We start from the raw sequence: 16,190 nt of genomic DNA on the forward strand, positions 1-16,190 counted from the left end.
CCGAAGACAGTACGCATAGTACAGAACTTGCATGGCGACGCAACGCCGCCATGGGCCGTTTTCCGGAGCTCTTAGGCGTTGATGCCGAACGAGCGCGCCAATGGCCCCAGGCCGCCTTTGAAACCTTGGCCGATGGCCTTGAATTTCCATTCGCTGCCGGCACGGTAGATTTCGCCAAAGATCATGGCCGCTTCCGTGGAGCCGTCTTCGGACAGGTCGTAGCGGGCGATTTCCGCGCCGTTGTCGCCGTTCAGGCAGCGGATGTAGGCCTTGCCGACCATGCCGAAGTTCTGCTTGCGGTTTTCCGCGTCGTGGATGGTGACGGCCACGGCGATCTTGTCGATGTCGGCCGGCACGTTGGCCAGGTCGACGGCGATTTTCTCGTCGTCGCCATCGCCGCCGCCCGTGGTGTTGTCGCCCGCGTGGACGATGGAACCGTCGGCGGACTTCAGGTTGTTATAGAAAATGAAATCAGCGTCGGAGCGGGCCTTGCCGTCCGCTTTCAGCAGGAAGGCGCTGCCGTCCAGGTCGAAGGCGGCGCCATCGGTGGCGCGAGGATCCCAGCCCAGGCCAATCACGATTTTCTTCAAGCCAGGAGCTTCCTTGCTCAGGTTGACATTGCCGCCTTTTTGCAAACTGATCGCCATGGTATTTCCTCTTCAATGTGTGGGTTGCATTCGGTGTTTCAGGTGACTACGCCGGCAGGCCGGCTTGATGAGCCATGAGCCTACCATAAAGTTCCTGCTTGCCAGCCTCGCACTATTGAAAATAATGCCATACGGAAAACTTGCGCCACTGCCCGCCCCGCCAAAATAAAGGATAATGCCGCTCGATATGAATTTACCAAGCCCATGACTGATACCTACCCTGGCGAGCACGCGCACGACGGCAGCATCCGCCTGGACTGCATCCCCGGCACCCTGTGCGATGCACGCATGTGGTCGCCCCTGGCGGCGGCCCTGGGGCACGCTGTCCATTTACAGCACGTGCCCCTGCACGAGGCCCGCACGCGCGGCCAGATGCAGGCGCTGATCGCCAGCCACAGCGCCCCGCAATCCCATCTGGTGGGGTTTTCGCTGGGCGCCTACCTGGCGCTGGAACACGCGCTGGCGCATCCGCAACGCGTCAAGTCCCTCACGTTGATCGCCAATTCCGCCAAAGGTTTGCAGCCCGAGGAAATCGCCACGCGCCAGCGCATTGTCGCCATGCTGGAACGCAATGCCTACGCGGGCATCACGCGCCAGCGTCTGCGCGAACTGCTGCATCCCTCGCATTTGCAAGACGCCGCGATCACCGGCCTGATCCAGCAGATGGGCCTGGACCTGGGCAAGGACGTGCTGCTGGCGCAATTCATGACGACGATAGACCGGCCGGACCTGATGGCGCGCCTGCCGGAACTGAGCTGTCCCGTGCTGATCGTGGGCGCCGAAGATGACAAGCTCGTCAATGCGGACGACCTGCGCGCCATGGCGGCCCGCCTGCCGCGGGCCACCCTGTGCCTGCTCGCTGGCGAGTCGGGCCACATGCTCCCGCTGGAAGCACCGGGCGCGCTGGCCGCTGCGATACGCGCGCATCTGGAGGCGATGGGCAATTTCAACGATAATGGCGGGCATCGGGCCTGACCCTCACCTATTTCTTAGAAGCAATGACTCAACTCACCATCATCGTCGCCACCGACCAGCAAGGCGGCATCGGCATCAACAACACCTTGCCGTGGAAACTGCCGGAGGACCTGGCGCACTTCAAGCGCCTGACCACGGGCCACCCCATCCTGATGGGCCGCAAGACCTTCGATTCCATCGGCCGGCCGCTGCCGAACCGCCGCAACATCGTCATCACGCGCAATCCCGAGTGGCGCCATGACGGCGTGGAAGCCGTGTCGTCGGTGGAAGCGGCCATCGCGCTGCTGGACGGCGCGGAAGGCTATGTCATCGGCGGCGCCGAGATTTACCGCCAGGCCTTGCCATTGACGCAGCGCCTGGTCATCACGGAAATCGGCCAGACGTTTGACTGCGACGCGTTTTTCCCCGCCGTGGATCATGCCGAGTGGCAAGAGACGGCGCGTGAAGCGCATGTTTCGGAGAAATCCGGCCTGCCTTACGCCTTTGTCACGCTGCAACGCAAAGCCTGATAAGGTGATGTTTTGCCGCACGTGTCAATTGGAATGGCGTGCTGTAATGCCCCTGTCACACCGTTGCGTCACGCTAGCGCAGGCTGGTGAAATGGCGATGTGATATTTTTTTCCCGCAGAGGCCGCATTTCTGCGAGAATCCCGTTCTTATTTTTTTTCTGCGACTGCCGGGTAACTAGACCACCGGGCTGCCGCGCCCTAGTCCGCCCCTCCACATCTGTCAGGGGCGGCTTGCTTTTTTGGAGACATGCATGAAATTTCGTTTCCCTATCGTCATCATTGACGAGGATTTCCGTTCTGAAAATACGTCCGGCCTGGGCATTCGCGCCCTTGCCGCCGCAATGGAAAAAGAAGGCATGGAAGTGCTGGGCGTGACCAGCTACGGTGATCTGTCGCAATTTGCCCAGCAACAATCGCGCGCGTCAGCCTTCGTGCTGTCGATCGACGACGAGGAATTCGGCTCCGGTTCCGTGGAAGACACGAATATCGCCCTGAAATCGCTGCGCGCCTTCGTCGAGGAAATCCGCTACAAGAACGCCGACATCCCCATCTATATGTATGGCGAAACGCGCACCTCGCGCCATATCCCCAACGATATCCTGCGCGAACTGCATGGTTTCATCCATATGTTCGAAGATACGCCGGAATTCGTCGCGCGCCACATCATCCGCGAAGCGAAATCGTACCTGGACGGCCTGTCGCCGCCGTTCTTCCGCGCGCTGGTGCACTACGCCAATGACGGCTCCTACTCGTGGCACTGCCCAGGCCACTCGGGCGGCGTGGCCTTCCTGAAGTCGCCGATCGGCCAGATGTTCCACCAGTTCTTCGGTGAAAACATGCTGCGCGCCGACGTCTGCAACGCCGTCGAGGAACTGGGCCAGCTGCTCGACCATACGGGCCCCGTCGCCGCCTCCGAGCGCAACGCGGCGCGCATCTTCAATGCCGACCATTGCTATTTTGTCACCAATGGCACGTCCACCTCGAACAAGATGGTGTGGCACTCGACCGTGGCGCCAGGCGACATCGTCGTTGTCGACCGCAACTGCCACAAGTCGATCTTGCACTCCATCATCATGTGTGGCGCGATTCCCGTGTTCCTGATGCCGACGCGCAATCACCTGGGCATCATCGGCCCGATCCCGCTGCATGAGTTCACGCCGGAAAGCATTGCCCGCAAGATCGAGGCGAACCCGTTCGCGCGCGAAGCGAAGAACAAGAAGCCGCGCATCCTGACCATCACGCAATCGACCTACGATGGCGTGATCTACAACGTGGAAACCCTGCGCGAGATGCTGGACGGCAAGATCGATACCCTGCACTTCGACGAAGCGTGGCTGCCGCACGCCACCTTCCACGATTTCTACAAGAATATGCACGCCATCGGCAAGGACCGTCCGCGCGCCAAGGAATCGATGATCTTCTCGACCCAGTCGACGCACAAATTGCTGGCCGGCCTGTCGCAGGCCTCGCAAATCCTCGTGCGCGAATCGGATACGGTCAAGCTGGACCAGGACGCCTTCAACGAGGCTTACCTGATGCACACCTCGACCTCGCCGCAGTATTCCATCATCGCCTCGCTGGACGTGGCCGCGGCCATGATGGAAGCGCCGGGCGGCACGGCCCTGGTGGAAGAGTCGATCATGGAAGCGCTCGATTTCCGCCGCGCCATGAAGAAGATCGACCAGGAATGGGGCCAGGACTGGTGGTTCCAGGTGTGGGGTCCGGACAACTTCAACGACGAAGGCATGGGCGAGCAAGCGGACTGGATGATACGCGCCGAGGACGACTGGCACGGCTTCGGCGACCTGGCTCCCGGATTCAACATGCTCGACCCGATCAAGGCGACCATCGTCAACCCGGGCCTGTCCCTCGATGGCCAGTTCGGCGACACGGGCATCCCCGCGTCCATCGTCACCAAATACCTGGCCGAACATGGCGTGATCATTGAAAAATGCGGCCTGTACTCGTTCTTCATCATGTTTACCATCGGCATTACCAAGGGCCGCTGGAATACCCTGCTGACGGCGCTGCAGCAGTTCAAGGACGATTACGACAAGAACCAGCCGATGTGGCGCATCCTGCCGGAATTCGCGGCGGCCAACCCGCGCTACGAAAAAATGGGCTTGCGCGACCTGTGCCAGCAGATCCATGATTTCTACAAGGCTTACGACGTGGCCCGCCTGACGACGGAAATGTATCTGTCGGACATGATCCCGGCCATGAAGCCATCGGACGCCTTCGCCAAGATGGCGCACCGCGAAATCGAGCGCGTGGCCATCGACGACCTGGAGGGCCGCATCACGTCCATCCTGCTGACGCCGTATCCGCCGGGCATCCCGCTCCTGATCCCGGGCGAGCGCTTCAACAAGACCATCGTCGACTACCTGCGCTTCGCGCGCGACTTCAACGAGCGCTTCCCTGGCTTCGAGACGGACGTGCATGGCCTGGTCAAGCGCGAAGTCGATGGCAAGCGCGGCTACTTCGTCGATTGTGTGAAAATGGACGAGAACGCCTAAAAACCGTCCATGGCGGCGTTGCATTGCCTAGCCGTACTATTCGTACTGTTGTCGGCAATGCGCCTTGCCCTGAACGTTTTCAGCCATGCTCGTGACGTTCGTTCACGTCATTCATTGACGCCGCCTGATATTGACGCCGCCTGATGCACATCAGGCGGCGTTTTTCATGGCTATGTCATCGATAAATAGGGGAACACCGGGAATCTGATGCCGCCGCCCTTGTCTGACTCTGTACACCAGACAGACAGGGAGCCAATCATGCAAACAGCGCAGTGGAAAACCTTCGTGACCCAATTCCCGCTATTGAGCGTGCGCCAGCGCCGCGCTGGCATGGCCTTGCTGCGCGGCATCGCGCCGCAGGAAGCGGCGGTGGTGGCATTGCTGGAAAACGTGGCGCGGCAGCGCTTGCACTGTCCCGCCTGTCATTCGGCGCACCTGCACCGGCATGGCCACGCGCATGGCCTGCAGCGCTACCGCTGCGTGCCCTGTGGCCGCACCTTCAATGCCCTGACGGGCACGCCGCTGGCGCATTTGCGCCACAAAGCCATGTGGCTGGACTATGCCGATTGCCTGCTGGACTCCTGCTCGGTGCGCAAGGCGGCCAGCCAACTGGGCGTGCACCGCAACACCACATTTCGCTGGCGCCACCGCTTTCTCAGCCTGGCCACAACGGACCGGCCGCATTGCCTGCATGGCATTGCCGAGGCCGATGAACTGTATGTGCTGGCGTCGCAGAAGGGCGCACGCCACCTGACGCGTCCCGCGCGCCGCCGGGGCGGCCACGCGCGCCTGCGCGGCATTTGCGGTGAGCACGAGTGCATCCTGGTGGCGCGCGACCGCACGGGGCAGACGCTCGCGTTCGTCACGGGCCGAGGGCAATTGACGAAAGCGCAGCTGCACCGTTGTTTGCGGCCCGTGATGGATCAGGATGTGTTGCTGGTGACGCATGGCCATGCCGTCTATCCGCCCTTTGCCAGGGAGGCGGGCATCAGCCACCAGGCCGTCAACGTGCGCGCCGGCATCCGCGTGCGCGGCGCTGTCCACGTCCAGCATGTGAATGCCTATCACAGCCGCCTGCGCGGCTGGCTGCAGCGCTTTCATGGTGTCGCCAGCCGCTATCTGCCGCACTACCTGGGGTGGCGCTGGATACTCGATGCGCGGCGCATCCGCTCGCCGGAAGCATTACTGAAAGCAACGTTGGGAGATTTCCCACACTTGACGGTGACATAGCCTTTTTCATGGCTGGCGTCCGCGCACGCTTGTGCCAGATCAAACGGCTGGGGTGACGGACTCCTAAGATGGGCCACTCGTGTCGTGGGATGGCCCGTATATGGCGCTCAAGGTCTGGCTGGAAATCATGCAGCAGGCGGCGGCTGGCAGTGGCGCCTTGCTGCTTGCGGCCTTGAAGCAGGCTCAGGTCACGATAGTGCGGCGTGCCGGTGGCGAGTCCGTCCAGCATGGCATCGTGCTGTTTTCGCAGGCCGATGCGGCCCTGTTGCGCGTCTTGCCCGCCTTGTGCCAGCAAGCGCGCGTGCTGGCGATCGCCGCCTGCGGCCAGCCCTTGAGCTGCGCCCAGCAGCGGGCCGTGCTGGCGGCGGGCGCCCTCGATGTGCTGCTATGGCCGGCAAGCGCCATCGATGCGGGCCAGGTGCTGGCGCGCCTGCAGCGCTGGCAAGCCGTGGCACAACTGCTGGCGTCCGATGGCGTGCGCCAGCACCTGGTGGGCGACAGCACCGCCTGGCGCGGCTTGCTGCACCACGTGGTGGAAATGGCCGCCTTCAGCCAGTCCTCCGTGCTGATCACGGGGGAGACGGGCACGGGCAAGGATGTGCTGGCGCAACTGATCCACCGTCTCGGCAACTATGCGGGTGACTTCACCATCCTCGATTGCGCCACCCTGTCGCCGGAACTGGCCGGCAGCGAACTGTTCGGCCATGAACGGGGCGCGTTTACGGGCGCGGCCGGCGCACGCGACGGCGCCTTCGCCCTGGCCGATGGCGGCGTGCTGTTCCTCGACGAAGTGGGCGAACTGCCCCTGCCCCTGCAGGCACAGCTGCTGCGCGCCATCCAGGAGCGCAAATACAAGCGCGTGGGGGGCAACAGCTGGCAGCCGACACAGTTCCGCCTCGTCTGCGCCACCAACCGCGAACTGGAACATGAAGTGGCGCGCGGCGCCTTCCGCGCCGACCTGTATTACCGCATCGCCGGCTGGCGCTGCCAGACGCCGCCCTTGCGCGAGCGCCAGGACGATATCCTGCCGCTGGCCCGTTATTTTCTGGCGGAACTGGCGCAGCAGCCGCCGCCCGCGCTCGACGCCGCCGTGCGCGAATACCTGCTGCTGCGCGATTATCCGGGCAATGTGCGCGAGCTGCGCCAGACCGTCACGCGCATCTGGCACCGCCATTGCGGCCCCGGCCCCATCACCATCGGCGCCCTGCCGCCGGAAGAACGCCTGCTGGCGCCGTGCTGGCCTGACGAGCATTTTGAAATGGCGGTGCGGCGCGCCCTGCACCTGGGCCTGAACCTGTCGCACATCACGCGCTGCGCCACCGACATGGCCATCCGTCTGGTGCTGGCGGAAGAACACGGCAATAACCAGCGCGCCGCCGCCCGCCTGGGCGTCACGGACAGGGCCCTGCAGATACGCCGCAAGGCGGCCGCCTGCGCCGCGCAGCTGGCACTCTCGACGCAATCGACACAATCGGCCAATGAGATTGCGCCAACATAAGACCGGCATCGGGCAGGTGGCTATAGTCGGGCCATGTCCAGCCTTCCCAGGCCCATGCGCCATGCCCTGCGCGCGTCTTTCGAGCTGGCCCGCACGGGCGCGGCAACGCAGCTGTACGCCATGCAGGGCTTGCGCGGCATGGCCGTGCTGCTGGTATTTTGCGTCCACTATGCCAGCCTGAGCCAGCCCTGGCGCGGCAGCGGTTCCGCCGTGGGAGCGCTGGCCACGGCCTTGCACGGCATGGGCAATGCGGGCGTCGACCTGTTCTTCGTGCTCAGCGGCTACCTGATCTACGGCTCGCTGATCACGCGCGCGCAAGCCATAGTGCCCTACCTGCGCCGGCGCGTGCGCCGCATCTATCCCGTGTATGCCTGCGTGTTTGGCCTGTACCTGCTGCTGTCGTGGCTATTCCCGTCGGAAAGCAAGATCCCCGCGCCATGGCCGCAGGCGCTGGCTTACCTGGCCAGCAATTTTCTCCTGCTGACGGGTTTCAATACGGCCCTGCCCTTCATCAGCGTGGCCTGGTCGCTCAGCTACGAAATGCTGTACTACCTGGCCTTGCCGCTGCTGATCCATGTTTTCCAGCTGCGCCACCACGGCCGCGCCTGGCGCTGCCTGTTCCTTGCCCTGCTGACAACGCTGGCCATCAGTGTCTTCGCCGCGTTCGGCGGCCCCGCCCGCTTGCTGCTGTTTATCGCCGGCATTGCCGTCCATGAAGCGCTGGCGGCGCCGGCCTGGCGCGCGCCGCCGCCCCTGCTGGCGGCCTGCGCCGTGCTGGCGGCCCTGGGCTGTCTGCTGCTGCCGCTGGCGCTGCTGCTCAAGCTGGCGTTGCTGGCGGGCGCTTTTTTCCTGCTATGCCTGTGCTGCTTCCAGGCGCGCAGCAACTGGCTAGGGCAGGCGTTTTGCTGGACACCGTTGCGCTGGCTGGGCAACATCAGCTATTCCTACTATTTGATCCATGGCCTGGCGCTGAAGGGCGCCTTCCTGGCGCTGGCCCTCCTGCACCCGCCGCAGGCGCATGGCCTGGCCTTTTTCCTGCTGCTGATGCCGCTCATGCTGGCCCTCACCCTGCCACCCGCCATCGCGCTGTTCCTGCTCGTCGAAAAGCCTTGTTCGCTGGTACAAGCTGCGGCCATCGCGGCTACCGCCCACCCCGCTCCTGCCCTGTCAGGCGCAGAAAATTCTCCCCCATGACGAGCGCCGCATCGGCCGGTGGCAAGCCCAGCAAGCGAATCTTGTGCAACTCCAGCCCCGGATGCAGCCAAGGGCCATCCGACCCGAACAGCACCTTGTGCGGCCCGGCGCGGCGCACGGCCTGCTCCAGCAAATCAAAACGGCGCACGCCGGAACTGTCCGTGTAGATATTGGCGTGCCGCACCAGATGGTCGATCAGCGCCAGCTGTGCGGCCCAGTCGTCGCCGAAGCTGCCCAGGTGCGGCAGGATGAAATCGACGTCGGGATATTGCCGCGCCAGCAGTTCCGCCACGGCCACTTCGCCCATCGGGTCATACAGCACGGGCAAGCCAAAGAAGCGCGCCGCCTCGCAGACTTCGCCGCTGATGCGCGCGTCAGCCCGGTGCACCTTGATGCCGACGAAACCATAGCGCTCGACGGCCATGCGCACGAGATCCATGATGCGGCCCCGGTCGCGCCGCGCGTGCACGAAGGCAAAACCGTAAAAACGCTGCGGATCGCTGGCGACGAGGCGCGCCACGCCATGGTTGGCGATGGCATAGTCGGAGTGGAAAGTAGCGAACAGCACGCTGCGGACGATGCCGGCCGCCTGCGCGCGGCGCAGATATGCGGCCAGTGGCGCGTCGCTGTCCCACGGTCCACTCAAGCCGTCGCCGGGCCCCGCATGGCAATGGCAGTCGATGACGGTCGCCATGAGCCGCTCCCTGGCCGAGCCGCTCAGTTCCAGTCGCCCATCACGACGATGCGGTTGCCGCGCCGGCGCCAGCGCCCGCTTTCCTCTTCCTGCCGCGGCGCGGCCGGACGGAAATGCGGCAATTGCTGGTGCAGCGCCCGCGTCAGCGCGCTTTCCACGGCGCGCGCACTGCCATCGCCTTCACTGGCCAGGCGCGCAGCCTGCCCTGCGATGCGCACGAAGCGGCGCGCCATTTCCAGTTCGCGGTCGGCTGGCGCGGCGCCTTCCATTTCCAGTTCCAGCGCGTTGCTGGCCGCGCGTCCCAGGGCCGAACCGAGCGCCGTGCCCACGCCCGGTATCGGGATCATCGAGCCCAGTGCGCCACCGACAAAGGGCAAGGCCGTCTTGGCCACCGCCTTCAAGGCGCCGCCCAGCGGCTTGGCCACCTTGGCGATGCTCGACCCCACTTTCTTGACACCCTTCCACACGCTCTTGAAGACATTGCCGAGGAATTGTTCCAGCTCTTCCTCGCTCGATACTTCCAGCAGCTCCATGGCCAGCTGCAGCTCTTCCTCCGCGCTGAACACGGCCGGGGCGCTGCCCTTGCCGGCCCAGCTCTCGCCGAATTCCAGCACTTCAAACGCGGTGCCGGCCCGCTGCCGGCATTGCGCGCATTCACATTCGAGTTGGTGCATGATGCTCTCCTTCGCAGTGATGAACAGGCGATCGTCAGCTCCACATCTCGCCCAGTACCGCCATTTCCAGTTCGCGCCGCTGGTTGGTCAGCACGCCGCGCTGGTTGGCAAACATGTCGTCGTGGATACGCTGTTCGATGCGCCGCCGCTGCGCCGCCGACGCCAGCGGCGCCACGTACACCTGGTGTCCCGTCAAGTCCACGCCCATCATCTGGCCGCACAGCCGGTGCTGCAGCAAGCGCCGGTGCAGGTCGTCCGTCTGCCCGCTGTAGGCACGGCGGCGCCCGCCCGCATCGAATTCGATCACATACAGCCCAGGTCCTCGGCCATTCGGATCGCGCAAGGCGCTGGCCAGCGGGCCCAGCGCCTGGTAGCTCAGGGCCGCCGCTTCCGGCACGCGGCCCATGGTGCCGGCCAGCGTGGGCGGCACTTCACCCTGCATCTGATCGCCATCCTGGCCCTGGTCCTGGTCCTGGCCGGCATCAGGCTCCTGCTGGTCGCCAAACGCGGGCGGCTCCACCGGGTATGGCGCCGGATAGATCGTGGGATAGATGGCTGGATAAGCACCCCAGCCCCGGTAGCGCGCCGGCGGATACGGCAAGGGTGGCGGCGGATAGCGGCCCGGCCGGCGTCCCGGTCCCTGGTAGCGGGGTGGCGCGGGGCGCCGCTGTCCACGCAGCGGTGGCCGGGCGCGCAGGCCGCCGCCGCGCATGGGGGCGCGCCCGCCGCCCGGGTACCAACGCTCGCCCTCCCATTCTCCTTCCTCCTCGCCTTGCCACTCCTGGCCCCATTCCTGCGACTGCTCTTGCAAGCCTTCCTGCTCCCATTCGGATTCCCCGGCCGCCGGCTGTCCCGCAAAGGGCAGCATTTCAAATGCTTCGTGCATATTGCCTCCTGATGTGATGTTCAAGCAAACCCGTCGCCTCTTGCAACTGCGCGGGCGTATGATCGGCGCGCAGCAAAAAGGTCAGCGTCCCCGCCCTGCCCCCCGCCTGCGCCAGCGCCAGCACGCCGGCCTGGCGCAGGACGTCCTGCAAGTGGGCGCAGCCGGGCAGGCGCTGCACGGGAAAAGCGCCACCCCGGCAAGCGATGCCAGCCGCCTTCATGCCCGCCCGCCATTGCGCCACCCTGGCCACCAGCCTGGCCCTCAAGGCATCGCCTTGCCGCGCATTCAGGACCAGGGCCCGCCGCGCCGCCGCCAGCACGGCCGCCGATGGCGGGCTGGCATGCACGCGCGTCTGGCTGTGCGCGATGAAGCGCCGCACCAGCTGCCGGCTGCCCGCCAGCACGGCAAGGGGGGCGCCGAACCCCTTGGCCAGCGACGCGCCGATGATCAACTGCCCCCCCTGTCCGTCGCTGCCACCCGGCAAGCCATGCAGGCGCGCGGACCCGCCGCCCTGCGCACCGCACACGCCCAGCACCTGCGTGTCGTCGAGCAATAGATAGCCGGCGCCCTCGCGCGCGACGGCCGCATAGGCCGCCAGCGGCAACACCTGCTCGCTGCCCGGCACATAGCCATCGGCCAGGATCAGCGGACGGCGCCCTTGCCCGCGCCAGGCCGCCGCCAGGCGCCGCAGCGCCATCACCTCGCCGCTGGGAAACAATCGCAGCGGCAGACCCAGCGCCTGCGCCCGCTCGGCGCCCCAGCGCGCGATGGCGTAGCTGCCGCCATCGATGAGGATCACCAGCCGTTCGCTTGCCAGCATGCCGAACAGATCCCAGAACAGGTGCAGGGTGGAGGGCAGCACGCACGCCGCTTCACACCCTTGCAGCGCGGCCAGGTCGGCTGCCAGCGCCAGGGCTCCCGGCGGCTCCTGCAGCGCCGCCGGCTTGCCCAGGCTCAGGCTGCTCCATGGGGCCAGGGTGGCGGCCGGATGGCGCATGCCCAGATACAGGGCGCTGCTGAAGTCGAGCATGCAGGCGCCCCCTCTCCCTGCTACACGCTGCGCAGCTGCTGGCTCAGGCGCTGGCGCAGCAGCACCGAGGGCATGGTTGATTCGATCGCCGGATCGCTGCTGTCGACCGACAGGTCGACCCCGGTGGCGGCGCGGTAGCCGTGGATATAGCCCTGCACTTGCGGCCGCCAGAAGCGCGCCCAGTTGAAGGCCTGCGTCGGTTCGTAGATATCGCTCCAGTTACCGTAGCGCACGGACAGCAGCAATTGCTCGCCAAAGATGGCCAGGTTGCGGAAGTGCATGACGCTGGTATCCGTCCAGCCTTGCAGTTTCTTCATGGCATCCACCCGGTCCATCCACGGTTCCGGATACGCCACCATCACGCGCGTGGGCAAAAATTCGCGGAATTCGGGCCGCGCCAGCATCCATTGCTGCATCAGCATTTCGATGCGCGCCGTCGATGGCAAATCGCCGAACTGGTTATGCGCGCCCTGGGAGAGGATCAGGTGGATTTCCTTCAGGGCATTCAGCACGGGGAAGGCGTCGGCCTTCACGGTGGTGTCGTCATCCTGCTTGTAGAACGAGGTCAGCAGACGCAGCAAATGGTGGAACGCTTCGAGGAATTTCGAGCGGCTGTCGGCTGGCCGGAAGTGCTGGACCGCCTTGCCATCGAGCCGCACGCCGTAATGGTGGTCGTACTCGTAATTACGGCGCACCACGGTCAGCCGGTGCTGCTCATCCTGCGTATACCCCCACAGCAGATTATTCAGGGGGCGCAGCATGTCGATCTCCGTGTTCGACAGGGGATCGAGGTGGTGGCCCGGGGCGCGCAGGTTCTGGAAGCGCTGCGTGATGGCGTTCATGGTCTGCACCAGCATGCCCTCCTCGTGCCAGTATGACCAGATCAGTTCCAGTAGGCAGGGATTGGCCAGCTTTTCCTGGATGATGCCAAAGCACAGGTCCACTTCGCCTTCCTGGCCGCGCGGGATGCTGATGGGAATATCGGGCAGCTTGCGGCGGATCACGGCCAGGTAGGGCAAGGTCTGGAAGCCATCGATGTTTTCCAGATAGTCATTGCGCAGCACGGTTTCCAGGTCGCGTCCCAGGGGAATGTCGCGCCGGTCCAGATAGGCATTGTCTTCGGCCGGATTGAAGGCCAGCGGCTGGTTCAGCACGCCGCAATTGACCATCACGAACGCTTCCGTCGCCACCTTCAGCACGCGATAGGAATCCGCATCCGAGAACGGCAGGGCGCGGCGCTGCTTGAGCTGCTGGAATACCTCGGCCTTCTTGACGAAGCGCTCCTGCTCGAAGCCGCGCACATTCGCCAGGTCGCCGCAAAACAGACTGTCCATGAAATGCAGGTAATTCGTAAACGACATGGCCTCGGTGCTGTTGCGGATCAGGGTCCACAGGGGCAAGTCTTCGGTCGGTTCCGTTTCCGTGCGCGTCAGCGAGACGCCCACATTGCCCGAAATGGGCTGCGGCTGGCGTTCTTCCGTCTCGTATTCGGCATCCACGGCCAGCATGGCGTGCGGACTGAGTCCCTCGGGCACGGGCAAGGCGCTGCGCAAATCCGGCCGTTGCGACAGCATCATCTGCCCTGAAAAACGGTGCATGCCGGCACGCCGCACGGGCGTGGAAAAGGCGTTTGGCGTGCCGCGCATGGGTACCCACGGCGAGGCGGCCAGCACTTGCACCTGGTCGCGCCCATCGGTGCTCTGGTCGCCGTCGAACGAGACCGTGGCGATGGCGCGGTCGCCCACCCTGCCGAAATTGCAGTCGCTGGGATGGCAATCGGCCGTCTCGAACGCCAGGTCCACCTGCGGATTGAGCTGGGGCTTGAAGCACAGCACGGCGCTGCAGCCCGACTGCACCGTCACGCACTGCGGCAAGGTGGCGGGAAAGTTGCCGTACACGCCCACATAACTGCCCGTCTCCAGCTCGGAAAACACGGTGCTGCCACGCCCATCGGTCCAGCGCACGCCCACCAGCCTGGCGGGATCGGGCAGCCAGGTGGCGGCGATGAAATTATGGCAATCGGCCTCAAGCCCCCGGTACAGGCTGATGGCGGCATTGACGACCATCGTTCCGCTGTTTTGCTCATGTACGGTGACGGCGATGCTGCCGCCGTGGATTTTCGGGCCCGCCTGGCCCGCGCCCCCGCTTTTGCTGCTCATCTTGCTGCTCATCTTGCTGCTCATGTCATTCTCCTCAATGGATAATCAAACGCGGTGCCAGGAGCGGCAGCGGCCTGCCGGGCTGGCGGCCATGCCGCACGACGTCGGCGCACAGTTCCGAGGTGTCCAGGGTGCTGCGCAAGGCCCAGTGGGTCAGCAGGCGCCCCAGCAGTTCGCTTTCATCTTCCGGGCTCAGGCTGCCGCTGGCGCGCGCCTGGCCCAGCACGGCGAACACCAGGGTCGGCGTGGCCTGGTACATCTGCCCCGGCGCCAGGCTCCAGCTGCGAAACAGGTGGGCCAGCATGGCTGGCTGGCGCGCGTGCACGGCCATGGCCTCGGCCAGCGAGCCGCCGCGCAAGGCCGGCGGCCGGTGCTGCACCAGCAAGCCGACCAGGGCCGCCATGCTGTCCTGCAGCTGCGCCAGCAGGCGCTGCTGCGGCAAAGGCAGGCCGGCCAGCGGGTAGTACGACAGCCACAGCCGCTCCAGCCGGGTCCACTGCGGGTGCGGATACAGCGCCCGTCCCATGGCGCAGCTGAGGCGCACCCGCAGCCACGGCACCGGGTGCGGATCATCGACGTTGAGGCGAAAGACAAATACGCGCGGCAGGCTGACCACGCCGATCAGGCCCAGCGTGGCGGCCACGCCCACGCGCGCCAGCGACCAGTAGTCGGCCACGATCTCGGAAATCCAGCGCTCCCACAGCCGCCACACGTGCACCAGGCCGCTGCCGCCGTGCTGCATGGCTTGCAGCACGGGCCGCAGGGACGCGACCAGGTCCAGCAGGGCAGCACCCTGATGCCCCACCTCGTGCACGAGCGAGGAGGCGATGCTGCTGCCGATCATGCGTTCGCGTGGCAGGCGGATGATGGCGACGGGATTGTCGCCGCCACCGGGCAGGCGCGTGCGCGCGCGGCGGATGGCCGCGCCGGGGCCACGGTCCAGGTAGCAGATCACGGGCGGCGCCTGGTACACATTGCCGGGCAGCGCCAGCGCGTCGGCGGCAACGATGTCGAGGCCGGCCAGCCACACGCCCGTCTTGTGCTCGCTGCGCTGCGTGATGACTTCGTTGAACAGGTCGAACTGGGTCAGCGCGGCATTGAACTTCAGGCGCAGGAAGGTAAACCGGCGCTGCGCTTCGGCGGCCGTGGCCATGCTGGCGCCGTTGGCCTGCTCGCGCCGCAGCCACCACTGGAATTGCGCCACCATGCGCCGCAGCTCGCGCCGGCCCTGCACCAGCTGGCTTTCGATGGCCGACTGGGCGCTGGGCATCAGGGCGGCCGCCAGGACCGTCGGCTCGATCAGCGCGAACGGTTCCAGCCGCGCCAGCCGCGTCAGCAGCGAGCGCGCCTCCTGCGCCAGCATCCAGGCAGCGTAAGCGCCGATGGCCATGATGTCAGACGCCGTACAGGACGATTTTGTGGCCTTGCCGCGCCCAGCGTCCGCTGGCCGGGCGCATGCCGCCCTGGCCGCGTGCGCCGGCCGGCGCCATGGCGCCGGCACCGCTGCCGTTCTGCGTGGCGACCTGGCCGCCGGGACGTCCCAGCAGGCCGGGCGCGAACTGGCGCGCCGCCGCGCTGGCCGCCGCCTGGGCAATGGCGCGCGGATCACCATTGCCGCGTGCCTGCGCGGCACGGTTGACGGTGTCAGCGGCCAGGCGCACGAACTGCTTGGCACCCTCGAATTCGCGGTCTTCATTTGATGACGCTTCCGCTTCCAGGCCCAGCGCATTGCCGGCCGCCGAAGCCAGGCCGCTGCCTATCTTGGCGCCCAAGGGGCCGCCGAAATAGCCGCCGATGGCGCCGCCCGCCAGGGGGATGGCTTTCTTCGCCACGCCCTTGAGCACGCCGCCGATGGCTTGCCCCACGGGCGACTTGATGATGCCGCCCGCCACCGACGCGGCCTTGCGCAGGAAGTTGCCAAGAAACTGTTCCAGCTCCGCTTCATTGCTGACCGACAGCAATTCATTGGCCAGTTCCATCTCTTCGGATTCGGAAAACATGGCGTTGGAAGCGCCTTCGCCGCTCCATTCTCCCTGGCCGAATTCGAACTGTTCCGCTTCAAAGCCGGACATCTCTTGCCCGTATTCCAGGGTCGTACGATCTATGTCATGCATGATGAACTCCTCAAAGTGACACCTCGGTTGACATCCCACTAATGCTGCAGTGCCGGACGGCGTG

Annotated in this window: 14 protein-coding genes; 6 read left to right on the plus strand and 8 right to left on the minus strand. The window is 65.5% G+C overall.

The genetic code is table 11. The features are described from left to right. Window positions 1-71: 71 nt before the first annotated feature. Window positions 72-647: a TerD family protein gene (locus BM193_RS20790; RefSeq protein ID WP_092800261.1), complete on the minus strand. Its 576-nt coding sequence runs from the start codon at window positions 645-647 to the stop codon at window positions 72-74. Between the two features lie 204 nt (window positions 648-851). Here BM193_RS20790 and BM193_RS20795 point away from each other — a divergent pair, with 204 nt between their 5' ends. The 6 genes from BM193_RS20795 (at window position 852) to BM193_RS20820 (ending at window position 8,569) form a co-directional block, all read left to right on the plus strand. After that, window positions 852-1,622, plus strand: coding sequence for an alpha/beta fold hydrolase (locus BM193_RS20795; RefSeq protein WP_092800258.1), 771 nt, complete (start codon window positions 852-854; stop codon window positions 1,620-1,622). 23 nt (window positions 1,623-1,645) lie between these two features. After that, window positions 1,646-2,131, plus strand: coding sequence for a dihydrofolate reductase (locus BM193_RS20800; protein WP_092800256.1), 486 nt, complete (start codon window positions 1,646-1,648; stop codon window positions 2,129-2,131). A gap of 251 nt (window positions 2,132-2,382) precedes the next feature. Beyond that, the gene (locus BM193_RS20805) at window positions 2,383-4,647 is read left to right on the plus strand and encodes an arginine/lysine/ornithine decarboxylase (protein WP_092800253.1); all 2,265 of its coding nucleotides are present in this window, start codon (window positions 2,383-2,385) and stop codon (window positions 4,645-4,647) included. Between the two features lie 258 nt (window positions 4,648-4,905). Next, a complete protein-coding gene (locus BM193_RS20810; RefSeq protein WP_092832486.1) occupies window positions 4,906-5,877 on the plus strand; it encodes an IS1595 family transposase in 972 nt (323 codons plus the stop codon). 100 nt (window positions 5,878-5,977) lie between these two features. Then, entirely contained in the window at window positions 5,978-7,375 is a 1,398-nt protein-coding gene (locus BM193_RS20815) for a sigma-54-dependent transcriptional regulator (protein ID WP_092800247.1), read from the plus strand. 33 nt (window positions 7,376-7,408) lie between these two features. Next, a complete protein-coding gene (locus BM193_RS20820; protein ID WP_254786343.1) occupies window positions 7,409-8,569 on the plus strand; it encodes an acyltransferase family protein in 1,161 nt (386 codons plus the stop codon). Here the strand turns inward: BM193_RS20820 and BM193_RS20825 are convergent. Genes BM193_RS20825 through BM193_RS20855 form a run of 7 tightly spaced genes read right to left on the minus strand, consistent with a single transcriptional unit; the run spans window position 8,517 to window position 16,126 of the window. Next, complete coding sequence (locus tag BM193_RS20825; protein WP_092800241.1) at window positions 8,517-9,263, minus strand: amidohydrolase family protein; 747 nt, start codon at window positions 9,261-9,263, stop codon at window positions 8,517-8,519. The two genes, BM193_RS20820 and BM193_RS20825, sit on opposite strands and share 53 nt — an antisense overlap. 23 nt (window positions 9,264-9,286) lie before the next feature. Continuing rightward, complete coding sequence (locus BM193_RS20830) at window positions 9,287-9,937, minus strand: hypothetical protein (RefSeq protein WP_092800238.1); 651 nt, start codon at window positions 9,935-9,937, stop codon at window positions 9,287-9,289. Window positions 9,938-9,971: 34 nt separating this feature from the next. Continuing rightward, a complete protein-coding gene (locus BM193_RS20835; protein WP_092800235.1) occupies window positions 9,972-10,823 on the minus strand; it encodes a GIY-YIG nuclease family protein in 852 nt (283 codons plus the stop codon). Then, window positions 10,807-11,853 (minus strand): aminotransferase class I/II-fold pyridoxal phosphate-dependent enzyme, encoded by a 1,047-nt coding sequence (locus tag BM193_RS20840; RefSeq protein WP_092800232.1) that lies wholly within the window; start codon window positions 11,851-11,853, stop codon window positions 10,807-10,809. Before BM193_RS20840 ends, BM193_RS20835 begins: the two co-directional genes overlap by 17 nt. Before the next feature lie 20 nt (window positions 11,854-11,873). After that, a complete protein-coding gene (locus BM193_RS20845; protein WP_092800229.1) occupies window positions 11,874-14,036 on the minus strand; it encodes a hypothetical protein in 2,163 nt (720 codons plus the stop codon). Between the two features lie 10 nt (window positions 14,037-14,046). Beyond that, window positions 14,047-15,402 (minus strand): hypothetical protein, encoded by a 1,356-nt coding sequence (locus BM193_RS20850; protein WP_092800226.1) that lies wholly within the window; start codon window positions 15,400-15,402, stop codon window positions 14,047-14,049. Between the two features lie 4 nt (window positions 15,403-15,406). Further along, the gene (locus BM193_RS20855) at window positions 15,407-16,126 is read right to left on the minus strand and encodes a hypothetical protein (RefSeq protein WP_092800223.1); all 720 of its coding nucleotides are present in this window, start codon (window positions 16,124-16,126) and stop codon (window positions 15,407-15,409) included. Between the last annotated feature and the right edge of the window lie 64 nt (window positions 16,127-16,190).

It is taken from the genome of Janthinobacterium sp. 344 (assembly GCF_900112025.1).
GTDB lineage: Bacteria > Pseudomonadota > Gammaproteobacteria > Burkholderiales > Burkholderiaceae_D > Janthinobacterium.

Coding starts and splice junctions, on each gene's coding strand:
- BM193_RS20800 (WP_092800256.1), top strand. CDS start 1,646: ATGACTCAACTCACCATCATCGTCGCCACCGACCAGCAAGGCGGCATC.
- BM193_RS20820 (WP_254786343.1), top strand. CDS start 7,409: ATGTCCAGCCTTCCCAGGCCCATGCGCCATGCCCTGCGCGCGTCTTTC.
- BM193_RS20855 (WP_092800223.1), bottom strand. CDS start 16,126: ATGCATGACATAGATCGTACGACCCTGGAATACGGGCAAGAGATGTCC.
- BM193_RS20810 (WP_092832486.1), top strand. CDS start 4,906: ATGCAAACAGCGCAGTGGAAAACCTTCGTGACCCAATTCCCGCTATTG.
- BM193_RS20805 (WP_092800253.1), top strand. CDS start 2,383: ATGAAATTTCGTTTCCCTATCGTCATCATTGACGAGGATTTCCGTTCT.
- BM193_RS20825 (WP_092800241.1), bottom strand. CDS start 9,263: ATGGCGACCGTCATCGACTGCCATTGCCATGCGGGGCCCGGCGACGGC.
- BM193_RS20840 (WP_092800232.1), bottom strand. CDS start 11,853: ATGCTCGACTTCAGCAGCGCCCTGTATCTGGGCATGCGCCATCCGGCC.
- BM193_RS20830 (WP_092800238.1), bottom strand. CDS start 9,937: ATGCACCAACTCGAATGTGAATGCGCGCAATGCCGGCAGCGGGCCGGC.
- BM193_RS20845 (WP_092800229.1), bottom strand. CDS start 14,036: ATGAGCAGCAAGATGAGCAGCAAGATGAGCAGCAAAAGCGGGGGCGCG.
- BM193_RS20850 (WP_092800226.1), bottom strand. CDS start 15,402: ATGGCCATCGGCGCTTACGCTGCCTGGATGCTGGCGCAGGAGGCGCGC.
- BM193_RS20795 (WP_092800258.1), top strand. CDS start 852: ATGACTGATACCTACCCTGGCGAGCACGCGCACGACGGCAGCATCCGC.
- BM193_RS20790 (WP_092800261.1), bottom strand. CDS start 647: ATGGCGATCAGTTTGCAAAAAGGCGGCAATGTCAACCTGAGCAAGGAA.
- BM193_RS20815 (WP_092800247.1), top strand. CDS start 5,978: ATGGCGCTCAAGGTCTGGCTGGAAATCATGCAGCAGGCGGCGGCTGGC.
- BM193_RS20835 (WP_092800235.1), bottom strand. CDS start 10,823: ATGCACGAAGCATTTGAAATGCTGCCCTTTGCGGGACAGCCGGCGGCC.